Origin of the sequence: Bradyrhizobium aeschynomenes, from assembly GCF_013178945.1 — a bacterium.
In the GTDB taxonomy this organism is placed as follows: Bacteria; Pseudomonadota; Alphaproteobacteria; order Rhizobiales; family Xanthobacteraceae; genus Bradyrhizobium; species Bradyrhizobium aeschynomenes.
Window position 1 is genome coordinate 228,357 of sequence record NZ_JABFDM010000001.1, and the last position, 14,172, is coordinate 242,528.

Annotated in this window: 16 protein-coding genes; 14 read left to right on the top strand and 2 right to left on the bottom strand. The window is 66.4% G+C overall.

Annotated features, from left to right (window positions below):
• Positions 1–17: 17 nt before the first annotated feature.
• From HL666_RS01015 to HL666_RS01080, 14 genes are all read left to right on the top strand, one after another.
• Complete coding sequence (locus tag HL666_RS01015) at positions 18–308, top strand: HypC/HybG/HupF family hydrogenase formation chaperone (RefSeq protein ID WP_172111252.1); 291 nt, start codon at positions 18–20, stop codon at positions 306–308.
• Between the two features lie 223 nt (positions 309–531).
• Positions 532–972 (top strand): thioredoxin domain-containing protein, encoded by a 441-nt coding sequence (locus tag HL666_RS01020; RefSeq protein ID WP_172131575.1) that lies wholly within the window; start codon positions 532–534, stop codon positions 970–972.
• A 3-nt stretch (positions 973–975) separates the two neighbouring features.
• Positions 976–1,839, top strand: coding sequence for a hydrogenase expression/formation protein (locus tag HL666_RS01025; RefSeq protein WP_172131576.1), 864 nt, complete (start codon positions 976–978; stop codon positions 1,837–1,839).
• Positions 1,836–2,045 carry a rubredoxin gene (locus HL666_RS01030; protein WP_172111249.1) on the top strand — a complete coding sequence of 70 codons (210 nt, stop codon included), beginning with the start codon at positions 1,836–1,838 and terminating at the stop codon, positions 2,043–2,045. The genes HL666_RS01025 and HL666_RS01030 overlap by 4 nt, the downstream gene beginning before the upstream one ends.
• Positions 2,042–2,551, top strand: coding sequence for a [NiFe]-hydrogenase assembly chaperone HybE (gene hybE / locus HL666_RS01035; protein ID WP_172179444.1), 510 nt, complete (start codon positions 2,042–2,044; stop codon positions 2,549–2,551). Before HL666_RS01030 ends, hybE begins: the two co-directional genes overlap by 4 nt.
• Positions 2,548–3,648, top strand: coding sequence for a nickel-dependent hydrogenase large subunit (locus tag HL666_RS01040; protein ID WP_172179446.1), 1,101 nt, complete (start codon positions 2,548–2,550; stop codon positions 3,646–3,648). The genes hybE and HL666_RS01040 overlap by 4 nt, the downstream gene beginning before the upstream one ends.
• The gene (gene hypA / locus HL666_RS01045) at positions 3,641–3,982 is read left to right on the top strand and encodes a hydrogenase maturation nickel metallochaperone HypA (RefSeq protein ID WP_172111246.1); all 342 of its coding nucleotides are present in this window, start codon (positions 3,641–3,643) and stop codon (positions 3,980–3,982) included. Before HL666_RS01040 ends, hypA begins: the two co-directional genes overlap by 8 nt.
• A complete protein-coding gene (hypB, locus tag HL666_RS01050) occupies positions 3,982–4,956 on the top strand; it encodes a hydrogenase nickel incorporation protein HypB (RefSeq protein WP_172179448.1) in 975 nt (324 codons plus the stop codon). The genes hypA and hypB overlap by 1 nt, the downstream gene beginning before the upstream one ends.
• Positions 4,953–7,211 (top strand): carbamoyltransferase HypF, encoded by a 2,259-nt coding sequence (gene hypF / locus HL666_RS01055; RefSeq protein ID WP_172179450.1) that lies wholly within the window; start codon positions 4,953–4,955, stop codon positions 7,209–7,211. Before hypB ends, hypF begins: the two co-directional genes overlap by 4 nt.
• Positions 7,211–7,447 (top strand): HypC/HybG/HupF family hydrogenase formation chaperone, encoded by a 237-nt coding sequence (locus HL666_RS01060; protein WP_172111243.1) that lies wholly within the window; start codon positions 7,211–7,213, stop codon positions 7,445–7,447. Before hypF ends, HL666_RS01060 begins: the two co-directional genes overlap by 1 nt.
• Positions 7,444–8,571: a hydrogenase formation protein HypD gene (gene hypD, locus HL666_RS01065; protein WP_172179452.1), complete on the top strand. Its 1,128-nt coding sequence runs from the start codon at positions 7,444–7,446 to the stop codon at positions 8,569–8,571. The genes HL666_RS01060 and hypD overlap by 4 nt, the downstream gene beginning before the upstream one ends.
• Positions 8,568–9,608, top strand: coding sequence for a hydrogenase expression/formation protein HypE (gene hypE / locus HL666_RS01070; protein ID WP_172131580.1), 1,041 nt, complete (start codon positions 8,568–8,570; stop codon positions 9,606–9,608). The genes hypD and hypE overlap by 4 nt, the downstream gene beginning before the upstream one ends.
• 8 nt (positions 9,609–9,616) lie before the next feature.
• Positions 9,617–11,074, top strand: a complete 1,458-nt coding sequence (locus tag HL666_RS01075) for a sigma-54-dependent transcriptional regulator (RefSeq protein ID WP_172179454.1) — start codon at positions 9,617–9,619, stop codon at positions 11,072–11,074.
• Positions 11,049–12,413, top strand: coding sequence for a sensor histidine kinase (locus HL666_RS01080; RefSeq protein WP_172179456.1), 1,365 nt, complete (start codon positions 11,049–11,051; stop codon positions 12,411–12,413). The genes HL666_RS01075 and HL666_RS01080 overlap by 26 nt, the downstream gene beginning before the upstream one ends.
• A 15-nt stretch (positions 12,414–12,428) precedes the next feature.
• Here HL666_RS01080 and HL666_RS01085 read toward each other — a convergent pair whose 3' ends face one another.
• Both HL666_RS01085 and HL666_RS01090 read right to left on the bottom strand, forming a co-directional pair.
• Positions 12,429–13,289, bottom strand: coding sequence for a formate/nitrite transporter family protein (locus tag HL666_RS01085; RefSeq protein WP_172111238.1), 861 nt, complete (start codon positions 13,287–13,289; stop codon positions 12,429–12,431).
• Positions 13,290–13,432: 143 nt separating this feature from the next.
• Positions 13,433–14,119: a GntR family transcriptional regulator gene (locus HL666_RS01090; RefSeq protein WP_172131582.1), complete on the bottom strand. Its 687-nt coding sequence runs from the start codon at positions 14,117–14,119 to the stop codon at positions 13,433–13,435.
• Positions 14,120–14,172: the final 53 nt, after the last annotated feature.

Here is a 14,172-nt window from a genome sequence, read left to right on the forward strand (position 1 = left end):
CCGTAAGGGAGTTCGCCATGTGCCTGGGCCTGCCGATGACGATCGTGGAGACCGATGGCGTCTCGGCGCTGTGCCGTTGCGACGGCGAGGAGCGGCGTGTCTCGGTGCTGCTGCTGTCGAACCCGCCGGTCGGCGCGAAGGTGCTGGTCTATCTCGACAATGCGGTTCGCCTGCTCGACGACGAGGAGGCCCGGCTGATCAGCGAGGCGCTTCGCGGGCTGCAGGCGGCCATGAAGGGTGAGAACTGCGACGACTTCTTTGCCGACCTGATCGGACGGGAGCCGCAGTTGCCGGAGCATCTGCGGTAGTGCGATTGGCGCGCGTCGCATATCTGACAAGAAGCTTTTCAGAAGCAATGAAGTTTCCGGCACGTAGCTGGAAAGTAGCTTTGCAATTTCCTTATCGTGTCTTAACATCGGAAATAAGCCTAATTAATTCAATGCGCTGGCTTGCGTTCGGCCGCGGCGGTGTCTGGCACGTTGATTGCTAACCAGTCAGGTCACGCAACGATAACTGGCCAGGGAGACGTCGATGGAGATGCTGCAGCGCGATCCTGCACGCAGGCGAAGCGGGTTGCCGGAGGTCGATGCCGTCACGGTTGATGGTTTCCTCGACGACGCCCATCGTGCCGGGGCGGTTGGGGTGCTGCTCTCGGCCGGTGATCCCGCGCGATTTCCCGAAGCGCTCGACGTGGCCATCGTGCTGCCGGAGCTGGTCACGGCGTTTCAGGGCCGGCTGCGTGGCGCGGTCATTGCGCGCGATGCGGAGACGGAGCTCGGAACGCGGTTCGGCGTGCGCGTGCAGCCGAGCCTGATCCTGTGTCGTGGGGCGGATACGCTCGGCGTGATCGCAAAGATTCAGGACTGGTCGGTCTATGTCGATCGCATCTCTCACCTCATCGATCGTCCCGCCGGGACTGCGGCGACCGTCGTCGCCAGCATCGTCCCAGCCCATCAGCCGTCGAGGAGTTGACCAATGAAGCCCGGATTCTGGATTGCTCCCGAAGGCGCCGAGCAGCCCGTCAGCGTGTTTCCGATCGGCGAGGAGGCGCTCGACAGTCAATACAAGGGACTGACGGCGTCAGGCGCGCTCGCCAAGCTTGCGACACTGGACTCGGAGGCGCTGGCGCGGAGCTGTCCACGCGCCGTCGAGCTGCTGGCGACGATTGCGTCGGCGGTCGCAGCGCAGGCCGCCGATGCACCGACACGGCTGTTCCGCCTGGAAGGTCTCAACGATCTCGAGCGCCGATTGATCGACGACGTGCTGGGGGAGGGCGAGGTGTCCGGCGTCGTGGCGCTGCCAGACGGTCAGCTCGCGCAGATCCAGGAGTCGGTGCTGGCGGGCATCTGGCGGGTGCGGCTGGAGGCGGATGAGAGTCACGATTACATCGAGATCGGGGCTGTCCCCGAGATCGTCACGCGCGCGGCCGCCGATCTCACCGCTTCCGACGTCGTGATCGGGCCTGCGCCCGAGGGGACGATGAACGCGCTTCCGGTGCTCGCCGAGATTCGCGAGCGCGCGCTCTCCTGGCGGCCGGGGCAGCGCTCGCAGACCATCAACTTCACTTTGCTGCCGATGAGTCCGGCCGATATGGGCTTCCTGCAGGAGACGCTCGGAAACGGCCCGATCCAGCTGATGTCGCGCGGCTACGGCACCTGCCGTGTGCTGGCGACCGGTGTGCGCCATGTCTGGTCGGTGCAATTCTTCAACGCGATGGACACGATCATTCTCGACACGCTCGAGGTCGGCGGCGTGCCGGTGGTCGCGCTCGCCGCGCCCGAGGATTTCGAGGATTCCGCCGAGCGTCTGAAGCAGATCATCGAGGCCTATTTTACATGAGCGGCTTCGAGAATTTCGGCGTTCGCAGCGATCTCGCCGACGACGTGCTGCTGGAGTGCGGCATCTGCTGGACGCGCTACGATCCGGCCGAGGGCGATGGCGTCGCGCAGATTCCGCCGGGCACGCCGTTCGCGGCGCTGCCGGACGACTGGCATTGCCCGAATTGCGACGCGCCGAAGGGCAAGTTCATGGCGGTCGAGTCATGAGCGCCGGCGCGGCCGGGCAGGAACCATGCGAGCTCACGCCGGCGGCGTGGGGCGAGCGGCTTGCCGGCCTCTATCGTGAGATCGGCACGCGCACCATGCGCGAGCTGCCGATCTATCATGATGTGCTCGACGTCGAGGCCGTGGGCTTCACCAGCCTCAACGGGCTCACGATCGGCATCGTCGTCACGCCCTGGTTCATGAACGTGATCGTTCCCGTCGCAGAAGGCTCGGTCGGAGCCTCCGTCACGCTGGAGCTGCCGGCCGGATGCTTCGCGTTCACGATCGGCGACGTGGCCGGTGTTGGCCCAATCGCAAGCTGCTCGCTGTTCTCGCCGATGTTCGAGTTCGAGGACATGGCCGCGGCCCGTGCTGCGGCGAAGGCCGCCATGGCGGCGCTGATGACGGCGCACGATGAGGAGCCGGATACGGAACAGGCCGTGACCGCGTCGCGCGCGATCGATCGCCGCGCATTCCTGCGTGGCACGCTCTCGGAGAGGCGTGCATGACGCTGAGCTTCCGCAACCGGATCGATGTGGTGCTGTCGGTCGCCGATCAACGGATCACGGACGTCAACATCCAGCCTCGCACGCGGCCGCCATTGGGGCGGTTGTTCGCCGGCAAGCCAGCCGAGACGTTGCTGGCAGCGCTGCCCCGTCTGTTCTCGCTATGCGCCACGGCGCATCAGGTCGCGCTGCTCTCGGCGATCGAAGCGGCGCGAGGCCAGCCGGTCGCGCCGCTGACGCGCCATCGCCGTATCAGGGCGGTGGTGACCGAGCGTTTCGCCGAGTTGTTGCGCGGCCTGCTGCTCGGACCAATCGCGCGCGATCGTGGCGCGCTGCAGCAGGCGCACGGGCTGCTGCAGGCCGTCGCCTCGCTCCAAGGTGATGCCAAGCCAGGTGCAAGCGGGCCGTCTCGCGCCGACGTCTTGTCACAGATCAAGATGGGACTGGGGCAGCTCGGCGTAAGCTCGGCATCGGAGATCGTTGCTCCTGGAACTCCACTCGCAAAGCTGATGACGGCAGCCCGAATGGCCGCCGAGGACGGAGGATGGAGGCACATGCCGGCAGTGCACGGTGTCCTGTCGGCCGCCGACGATCGCGCCGTCGTCGCCGGGCTGATGGACCAGGGCTCCGCATTCGCGGAGACCCCCGAGCTCGACGGCCGCGTTCCCGAAACCGGCGTCTGGGCGCGGCGGAGGCCTGCGGCCCCGCTGCAGGCGGGCCCGGTCGAACGGCTCCTGGCCAGGATCGCAGAGGTGGCCGCGCTCGCCCGCTGGATCGAGACAGGCGAAGCCGAGGACGACTCTGACGAGGGCATCGTCACCGCTTACGCGCTGGGGCATCGCTGCGGCGCCGCTGCGGTCGAATGCACCCGCGGGCGTCTGCATCACGTGATCGAGCTGGATGCGCAAGGCGCGATCGCTCGGTTCGAATATCTGGCGCCGACCGAATGGAATTTTCATCCGCGCGGCCCGGTCGTGAGCAGTCTGACCGGCGCCGTACTGCGCGGCGCCGCCGATCGCGACGCGGTCGATGCGATGATCGGCGCGTTCGACCCCTGTGTCGGCTATCACCTCACGACGCGGGAGACGGCGCATGCATGAGATGGCGCTGTGCGAGGGCATCGTCGAGATCATCGAAAACGAGGCCCGCAAAGGCGCGTTCGCAAAGGTGAAGACCGTGTGGCTGGAGATCGGCGCGCTCAGCCACGTCGCGCCGGAGGCGCTGCACTTCTGTTTCGAGGCGGTCACCGCCAACACGATCGCGAAAGGCGCGGCGCTCGAGATCATCGAGCAGAAGGGCTCGGCCTGGTGCCTCGCCTGCTCGCGAAGCGTCGAGATCGCGCAACGCTATCAGCCGTGCCCGGCCTGCGGCAGCCATCAATTGCAGGTCACGGGCGGCGAGGACATGCGGGTCAAGGAGCTGGAGGTCGAGTGATGTGTACAGTTTGTGGCTGCGGTGACGCAAAGGCTTCGATCGAGTCGGCCGATCATCATCATGATCACGGCGACCATCATCACCATCACCATCATCATGCTCATGGGGATGATCACAGCCATGACCACGGCGGGCACCATCACCATGGTCACGGACACGATCATCCTCATCATCACGGCCACGATGATCATGATCACCGACACCCGCATGATCATCATCACGCGCATGGCGCTGCCGACATCGATTGCTCGGCGAACCCGGCGGGGCAGGAGGTTGCCGGCCTGTCCAGCGGCCGCATCATCCAGATCGAGCGCGACATTCTCGGCAAGAACGACCGGCTTGCGGCGGAGAACCGCGCGCGCTTCGCCGCGCAGGACGTGCTGGCGTTCAACTTCGTCTCCAGCCCCGGCGCGGGCAAGACCTCGCTGCTCGTTCGTGCCGTCACCGATCTCAAGCAGAGCCGCCCGGTCGCCGTGATCGAGGGCGACCAGCAGACCTCCAACGATGCCGAGCGCATCCGCGCGACAGGTGTGCCGGCGATCCAGATCAACACCGGCAAGGGCTGCCATCTCGATGCGGCCATGGTCGGCGAGGCCTATGGCCGGTTGCCGCCGCTGCGCGGCGGGCTGCTGTTCATCGAGAATGTCGGCAATCTCGTATGCCCGGCCGCCTTCGATCTCGGCGAGGCCTGCAAGATCGTGGTGTTCTCGACCACGGAAGGTGAGGACAAGCCGCTCAAATATCCAGACATGTTCGCGGCATCAGCGCTGATGCTGATCAACAAGATCGATCTCGCGCCGGTGCTCGACTTCGACCTGGCGCAGACGATCGAATATGCCCGTCGCGTCAATCCCAGAATCGAGGTGCTGACGATGTCCGCAAAGACGGGCGAGGGCTTCTCGGCCTTCTACGCCTGGATCAGGAAGCAGGCCGATCGGATGCGGGCGAGCGCGCTGGGCGCGGTGCAGGGATGAGCGTCCCAGGCCCGACATCGGCGGCGGAACCTGGGCGCCTCCGGCTCCGCGTGCGCGGCGCCGTGCAGGGCGTGGGCTTTCGTCCCTATGTCCATGGCCTGGCCACGCGCCACCGGCTCGGCGGCTTCGTCGCCAATGATGCGGACGGCGTCGTCATCGAGGTCGAGGGCGACGGAATCGCCGAGTTCGTCGAGGCTCTGCCGCAGCAGACGCCGCCGCTGGCGCGCATCGACGATATCGCCGTCGAGCGGGTCGCGGCGATGTCCAGCCGGGATTTTTGCATCGGCGCGAGCATCGGCGGCCGGGTGACGACGCGGATCGTGCCGGATGCCGCGACGTGCGAAGCTTGCCTTGCCGAGTTGTTCGATCCCGGCAGCCGCTTCCATCTCTATCCCTTCGTCAACTGCACCCATTGCGGCCCGCGCTTCACCATCGCCGAGCGTCTGCCTTACGACCGCGCGACGACCGCGATGAAGCGTTTTCCGTTGTGCGAGGCGTGCCGGCAGGACTACGAGAATCCCCTCGGTCGTCGCTTCCATGCCGAGGCGATCTCGTGCCCATGCTGCGGGCCTCGCCTCAGCCACGGGATCGACGAGATCGCTGCCACGCTCGCTGCGGGCGGGATCGTCGCCATCAAGGGACTCGGCGGCTATCAGCTGCTCTGTGACGCGCGGGACGAGCAGGCGGTGCAGCGGCTGCGCGCGCGCAAGCAGCGCGACGGCAAGCCGTTTGCCGTGATGCTGGCCTCGGTGGATGCCGCAAGCGAGGTGGCCGAGATTGACCTCACTGAGCGCGCGCTGCTGGAGCACGTCGCGCGCCCGATCGTGCTGTCGAAATCGCGCCATCATCTCGCGCCGTCGGTCGCGCCTGGGCTGGCCAGGATCGGCGTGATGCTGCCGGTCGCGCCGCTGCATCATTTGCTCTTCCATGCGCTCCGCGCGCATGTCTGCAAGACAGCTTGGGCGCTGGTCTGCACCAGCGCCAATCCGAGCGGCGAGCCGCTGCTGACCGACGATGACGAGGCTCAGGCTACTCTCCACGACATTGCGGACCTGATCGTCACGCATGATCGTGACATCGTCATGCGCGCCGACGATTCCGTCGTGGCGATCGTGGCCGGAGCTCCCAGCTTCATCAGGCGCGCCCGCGGCTATGTGCCCGAGCCGATCCGGCTTGCACGCGCAGTGCCACCGATGCTCGCGGTCGGCGCTCACCTGAAGGCGACGGTGACGGTAACCCGCGGCGACGAGGCGTTCGTGTCGCAGCATCTCGGGGATCTCGATACGACGCAAGCGATCCGCTTCTTCGAGGAAACCGTCCAGCATCTCACCTCCATCCTGGACGTTGCGCCCGTCGCCATCGCCCACGACATGCATCCCGACATGGCCTCGACCCGCTTCGCCCATGGCCGTGGTCTGCCCACGCTCTCGGTGCAGCATCACCATGCGCATGCCGCCTCCGTCATGGCCGAGCACGGGCTGACGGGACCCGCGCTCGCGCTGGTGCTCGATGGCTACGGCTATGGCAGCGATGGCGGCGCCTGGGGTGGCGAGTTGCTGTCATGCGACGGCGCCGGATTCCGGCGCCTCGGCCATCTCGCCCCGTTGAAGATGCCGGGCGGCGATCGTGCGGCGCGGGAGCCATGGCGGATGGCCGCGGCCGTGTTGCATGACCTCGACCGCGAAACCGAGATCGGGACGCGTTTCGACGACCAGTCGCAGGCGCGCCACATGCCCATGCTGCTCGATCGCGCCGACGGTCCAGTCACGACCAGCGCCGGCCGGCTGTTCGATGCGGTCGCGGGACTGCTCGGTGTCAGCGCGGTGCAGAGCTACGAAGGCGAGGCTGCGATGAAGCTGGAGGCGCTGGTGCGCGAGGCGACGACGCTGGACCACGGCTGGACCATCGCCGATGGCGTGCTGTCGCTGCGGCCGCTGCTTGCGCATCTGGCTTCAGATAGACTCGATGTCGCCGAAGCCGCCGGGCTGTTTCACGGCACGCTGGCCGCGGCCTGTGTCGATTGGATCACGATGGCATCGCGCGCGACCGGCATCGGCACGCTGGTGCTGAGCGGGGGCTGCTTTGTCAACGCGCATCTGTCGGCGCAGATCGTCCGCGGCTGTCGCGCGGCCGGATTCGATGCGCTGCTGCCGCGGCGGCTGCCGCCGAATGACGGTGGCCTGAGCCTTGGGCAGGCTTGGGCAGCCGGCCTGCAACTGGTCCGCAATGAAAATCTGTCTGGGGAGATCGTCTGATGTGCTTGGCCATTCCTGCCGAGGTGATCAAGCTGCTGCCTGACGACATGGCGATCGTGTCGATCGATGGCGTCAGCAAGGAGGTCTCGGTCGCGCTGATCGAGGAGATCGCGATCGGCGACTACGTCATTCTTCATGTCGGCCACGCGCTGACCAAGATCGATCCGGAGGAGGCGCGCGAGACGCTCGACCTGCTCCGGCAGATGGGCGCGGCGGTCGCGGAGGTGGCACCATGAAATATGCGGACGAATATCGCGACAAGGAGCTTGCCATTGGCCTCGCACGCGCCATCCACGCCAAGGCCGACCCGGCGCGCGCCTACCGCTTCATGGAGTTCTGCGGCGGCCACACCCATGCGATCGCGCGCTACGGCCTGGAAGACATGCTGCCCGCCAACGTCCGCATGATCCACGGCCCCGGTTGTCCGGTCTGCGTGCTGCCGGCGGGGCGCATCGACATGGCCATCGCGCTCGCAGAGCGTCCCGAGGTCACCCTCTGTGTCTATGGCGACCTGATGCGCGTGCCCGGCTCGCGCGGCGCTTCACTGCTCAAGGCGAAGGCGCGCGGCGCCGACATCCGCATGGTCTATTCGACGCTGGATGCCATTGCGCTCGCCGAGCAGAACCCGAGCCGCCAGATCGTGTTCTTCGCCATCGGCTTCGAGACCACGACGCCGCCGACGGCGGTGATGATCCGCGCCGCCGAAAAGAAGAGGCTTTCGAATTTCAGCGTGTTCTGCAACCACGTGCTGACGCCCCCGGCGATGCGCGCGATCCTCGACAGCGAGACGCCGATCGAGATCGACGGCTTCGTCGGCCCGGCCCATGTCTCGACCGTGATCGGCACTGCGCCCTATGAGCCGTTCGCGCGCGACGACGGCAAGCCGGTGGTGATCGCGGGCTTCGAGCCGCTCGACATGATGCAGGCGATCCTGATGCTGATCGAGCAGGTCAATGACGGCCGCCACGAGGTCGAGAACCAGTATCGCCGCGCCGTCACCGGCAGCGGCAATCAGCGGGCGATCAGGGAAGTGGCCGAGATCTTCGAACTGCGCGACCAGTTCGAATGGCGCGGCCTCGGCAGCATTCCGGCGAGCGCATTGAAGCTGCGGCCTGAATTTGCGCATCTCGATGCCGAGCAGCGCTTCGTCATGGCCGAACTGGTCGTCGCCGACAATCCGGCCTGCGAGTGCCCGGCGATCCTGCGCGGTCTCAAGAAGCCGGTGGACTGCAAGCTGTTCGGCACCGCCTGCACGCCGGAGACGCCGATCGGCTCCTGCATGGTGTCGTCGGAAGGCGCCTGTGCGGCGCATTGGACCTATGGCCGCTTCCGCGACCATCAGCGGAGGCTCGCATCATGAGCATGCATCAGCGCCGTCTCGACCTAAAGAACGGCTGTGTCGACCTCTCGCATGGCGCAGGAGGCCGCGCCATGGCGCAGCTGATCGCCGGCCTGTTCCATGAGGCGTTCGGCAACGAATGGCTGGCGCGCGGCAACGACCAGTCCGCGTTCGACGTGGCCGCCGGCCGCATGGTGATGACGACCGACGGCTATGTCGTCTCGCCGTTGTTCTTCCCCGGCGGCAACATCGGCTCGCTGGCGGTGCATGGCACCGTCAACGACATCGCGATGGCCGGCGCGCGGCCGCTCTATCTGTCGGCGAGCTTCATCATCGAGGAAGGATTTGCCTTCGCCGACCTGAAACGGATCGCGGATGCGATGGGCGAGGCGGCGCGGGCGGCGGGCATCGCCATCATCACCGGCGATACCAAGGTGGTCGAGCGCGGCAAGGCCGACGGCGTCTTCATCTCGACGGCCGGCGTCGGCGTGCTGCCCCAAGGGCTCGATCTGTCGGCTGACAGAGCGCGGCCGGGCGATCGCGTGCTGTTGTCGGGCAGCCTTGGCGACCATGGCGTCGCGATCATGTCGAAGCGGCAGAACCTGACCTTCGACACCGAGATCGTCTCCGACTCGGCCTCGCTCCATGATCTCGTCGCCGACATGGTGGCTGCCGGAGGCCAGGGCATCAGGCTGATGCGCGATCCGACGCGGGGCGGCCTTGCTGCGACGATGAACGAGATCGCTCAGCAGTCCAATCTCGGCTTCCGCCTGCTGGAGGAGGCGATTCCGGTGAAGCCGGCCGTGGCGGCGGCCTGCGAGTTGCTCGGGCTCGATCCGCTGCATGTCGCCAACGAGGGCAAGCTGGTCGCGGTCGTCGCGCCTGAGGTGGCAGATGCAGTGCTCGCTGCCATGACGAGGCATCCGCTCGGACGCGATGCCGCCGACATCGGTGAGGCCGTTGCGGACGATCACCGCTTCGTCCAGATGGCAACGAGTTTCGGCGGCGGCCGCATCGTCGACTGGCTGTCGGGCGAGCAGCTGCCGCGGATCTGCTGAGACGCGTGATGGGTATTCAGGGAACGATACTGGTCGTAGATGACGAGATCCGGTCGCAGGAGGCGCTGCGGCGTGTCCTCAACCAGGACTTCGAGGTGTTGTGCGCGGGCAATACGGCGGACGCCGAGAAGCTGCTCGAAGGCGAGATCGTGCATGCGGTGATCTGCGACCAGCGGATGCCGCAGGAATCCGGCGTCAGCTTCTTGAAGCGCGTGCGCGAGCTATGGCCCGATCCTGTCAGGATGATCATCTCCGGCTATTCGGACTCCGAGGACATCATCGCCGGGCTCAACGAGGCCGGCATCTATCAGTACATCACGAAGCCCTGGCAGCCGGACCGCCTGATCGACATCGTGCGCGAGGCCGTGCAGCTGTATCGGCTGCAGAAGGAAACCGAAACCGCGGGCGTCGACGTCAAGGCCACGCCTGAGCACATCAAGAAGGTCGTCTCGGTCAAGCGCGGCGCGGCCAAGAGGCTGTATGATTTCGACCGCATCGTGCACTCGGCGGCGAGCCCGATGCGCCATGTGATCGAGCTCGGCCGGCGCGCCGCCGACTACGACATCTCGGTGCTGATCACCGGCGAGTCGGGGACCGGCAAGGAGCTCCTCGCACGCGCGATTCACTACGGTTCCGCCCGCGCCAGCAAGGCGTTCGTCGTCGAGAACTGCGGTGCATTGCCGGACGAGCTGCTCGAAAGCGAGCTGTTCGGCTGCAAGAAGGGCGCCTTCACCGGCGCCTATCAGGATCGCATCGGCCTGTTCGAGGTGGCCGACGGCGGTACCATCTTTCTGGACGAGATCGGCGAGACGTCGCCGGCGTTTCAGGTCAAGCTCCTGCGCGTTCTGCAGGAGGGCGAGATCCGGCCGCTCGGCGCGCAGCGGGTGCGCAAGGTCGACGTCCGTGTGGTCGCGGCTACGAACCGAGATCTCGAAGCCGAGGTCGAGGCCGGACGGTTCCGCCGCGACCTCTACTACCGGCTCGCCGCGTTCCCGGTGCACATGCCGTCGCTGCGCGAGCGTCCGATGGACATTCCGCTGATCGCCGAAGGCGTGCTCGCTGCGGTGAAATCCTCGTTCAACCGGCCGCATCTGCGCTTCGCGCCGCCGGCGCTGGAGGAGTTCTCCCGCTATCATTGGCCGGGCAATGTCCGCGAGCTGCAGAACGAGATCCAGCGCATGGCGGTGCTGGCCGATGCCGACGAGCTGCGCTGCCCGCCTTTTGCCGGCCGGCGCAACGGCCGCCGTGCCGCGCCCGCGATGGCCAATGGCAAGCTCAACGGTTCGGGCAGCCTGAAGGACAGGGTCGAGGATCTGGAAAAGACCATCATCGTCCACTGTCTGGAGAAATATGATGGTAACATCAGTCGCGTCGCCAGCGAGCTCGGTCTGTCGAGGGTCGGCCTGCGCAACAAATTGTCGAGATACGATCTGAAGAAAAATGGCAAAGGCCACGCATTCTCCTGAGTCCGGCGCCGATACGCTGCTGAAGCTGATCGCGCGCAGCGGATCGCTCGAATTCGACAGCGAGCGCGAAGGCGTCTGGATCGAAGTCATCCGCAAGATGGATGAGGTCTATTCCGATCTGCTGCGCTACGAGGTCGATCTCGAGCACAAGAATGCCGAGCTCGAGGAGGCGCAGGCCTTCGTCACCAACGTCATCGAATCGGTTTCGGACATTCTGGTCGTCTGCGACGCCAGGGGCACGGTGCAGCAGGCCAATTCGGCGTTTCAGCGGACCTCGGGCCGCTTGTTGGCCGACATCGTCGGCCGCAACATTGCCGACATGATCGATTCCGAACATCGCGGCAAGCTCGCATTGCTGCTGACGCTCCGCAGCGGTGCCGAGGTGGTCGACGGAGAACTGCGGTTCGCGTCGGCCGCCGGCAGCTCCGACCTGTTTGCAATCAACAGCTCGCCGCGGCACGATCACCGAGGCCGCTTCATCGGCGTGGTGCTGACCGGCCGTCCGATCGGCGAGCTCCGCCGCGCCTATGAGGCCCTGCACAAGGCGCATCAGGAGCTGCAGCGCGCACAACGGCAACTGGTCGAGCAGGAGAAGATGGCGAGCCTCGGCCGGCTCGTCGCCGGGGTTGCCCACGAGCTGAACAATCCGATCAGCTTCGTGTACGGCAACATCCACACCCTGATGCGCTACCGGACCGCGCTGGTCGGCTATCTCGACGCGATCCACGAGCAGCCGGTTGCCGATGACGTCGCCGCGCTCCGCAACGATCTGCGGATCGATGCCATCCTGGAGGATTTCGGGCCGCTGATCGAAGGCACGCTGGAAGGCGCGGTGCGGATCAGCGAGATCGTCAAGAACCTGCGCCGGTTGTCGTTCTCCAAGCTCGGCGAGGTCGAGCGCGTCAACATCGAGCGGCTGATCAACACCGCCGTGCTGTGGGCCGGACGCACCAAACAGCATCGGGTGGACATCCAGATCGAGGTCGAGCCGGATCTGTGGATCTCCGGCAATGAAGGCCAGTTGCATCAGGTGATCGTCAATCTGGTGGAGAACGCGATCGATGCGATGCGATCGACCGAGCTGCCGCGGCTCGTGGTCACGGCGGCGCGCCAGGGCGGCGAGGTTCTCTTTCGGATCGCCGATAATGGTCCGGGCATCGACAAGGATCACCTGAGCCACATCTTCGAGCCGTTCTTCACGACCAAGCGTGTGGGCGAGGGGACAGGGCTCGGGCTGTGGATCAGCTACGGTATCGTTCGCGAGCATGGCGGCGAGCTGTCCGCGACCACCGAGCCGCAGGGCGGCGCCACGTTCTCTTTCGCGCTTCCGGCCGCTTGACCGTCCGCGCCTCGATCAGGTCTCCTGATCCAGCTCGGCAGCCACCTGACCATAGTTGAGCAGCGCCACGAGCGTGGTGCCGCCGACGACATTGCCGAGCAGGGTGGGAACGAAGAAGTCCCCGACATAGCCGCTCAATGAGACCTGCCCCTTGAGAACGAGGAAGGCGCATTCGACCGATCCGGCGATGATATGCGCGAACTGACCGAGCGCCACCAGATAGGTCATCACCATCACGATCTGGCCGCGCGCGCCGCGCACGGCCGGCAGCAGCCACGCCATCAGCGCGATCAGCCAGCCTGCGAAGACGGCGCGCATGAAGGTGGTCGAGAACGGGCCTTCGACCGTGTGGCGGCTCAGCTCGGTGAACGCCTGGACGACCCGCGGCTCGAACACATCAGTATACGCCAGCGCCGCCGCCGCCGCCCAGGTCCCTGCGATGTTGGCGATCAGCACGAGGCTCCAGAGCCGGGCCACCTGTCCCAGGGTCTTGAGGTCGCGGTGGTGCAGCAGCGGCAGGATCGGCGTCAGCGTGTTCTCGGTGAACAATTGCTGGCGGCCGAGCACCACCACGAGAAAGCCTGCGGTGTAGCCGAGCGGAGCGAGCAGCCGTCGCGCCGCCTCGTCGGAGAGGAAGGCAAGGAATTCGCCCTGCACGATCAGCGACAGACTCATCGACAGGCCGGCGGCGAGGCCCGACATCAGAATGGCCCACCAGCGCCGTTCAAGCTCGCTCTCGCCCTCGGCGCGGATCGTCTCGTGGATCAGTGCGGCGTTGGGCCGGCTCTGCGCCCGAATCTCCCGCCTCTGCTGCTCCGAGACGCCCTCGATGTCGGCGGCCGGGCTGAAGGTCGGAGCGGTTGCCTTGCTGCGCACGTCGCGGGATCCGTCGGCTGGCGTGGCTGCTGCCAACGCTGACATGGAGATGCGGGATCTCCCGTCGGCCTGAACGTGCGAGGAGGCGGCAAGGTTCCTGATGGATGGTGCGACGGATGTGGTCGCCGGCGCGGAGGCCGAGGTCAGGATACGGTGGCGACCGGCCCTCGCTCGCGCTGCTTGGACAGCCGTGCCAGCAGCACCGTGGCGGTGCGCGTGATGTGCTGCCGGGCTAGGTCCTCGGCCTTATGCGCGTCGCCCGCGATCACCGCGTTCAGGATCTCCTCATGCTGATCCCAGATCCGGCGCGGGGTCTCGTCGCGCATCAGCACCTCGCCCATCAGCCGGCGCAGGTGCAGCCAGTGCGGCTGGGTGGTGTCCTGGATCACGGAGTTGCCGGAGATCTCATAGAGGAATTCGTGAAACTTCACGTCGGCCTCGATCAGCTTCTCGACCGAATGCTCGCGCTCCGCGCGCCGGCCTTCCTCGATCAGCTTCGGGCCTTCCTCGGCGGCACGCTCGGCGCCGCGGCTGGCGGCGAGTGCACAGGCGAGGCCTTCGGCGACAGCGCGGATTTCATAGAGATTGCGGATGAAGTCGGTGTCGATCGGCGCGACCTCCAAACCCCGGCCCGGCGCATCGCGTACAAATCCCTGATTGCGCAGCAACAGCAGCGCCTGCTGCACCGGCTGTCGCGATACGCCGAGATCGCGCGCCAGATCGTCCTGGATCAGGCGCGCGGACTCCGGCAGATCGCCGCCGACAATGTCTGACAGAATGCGCTGGTAGACGCGTTCGGTCAGGCTCGGCTGGGTCTTCAGCGGCGGCACGCGGCCTCCTGCACCTGATCAGGTGTTACGTCTGCCGATCGATGCGAGGCGGG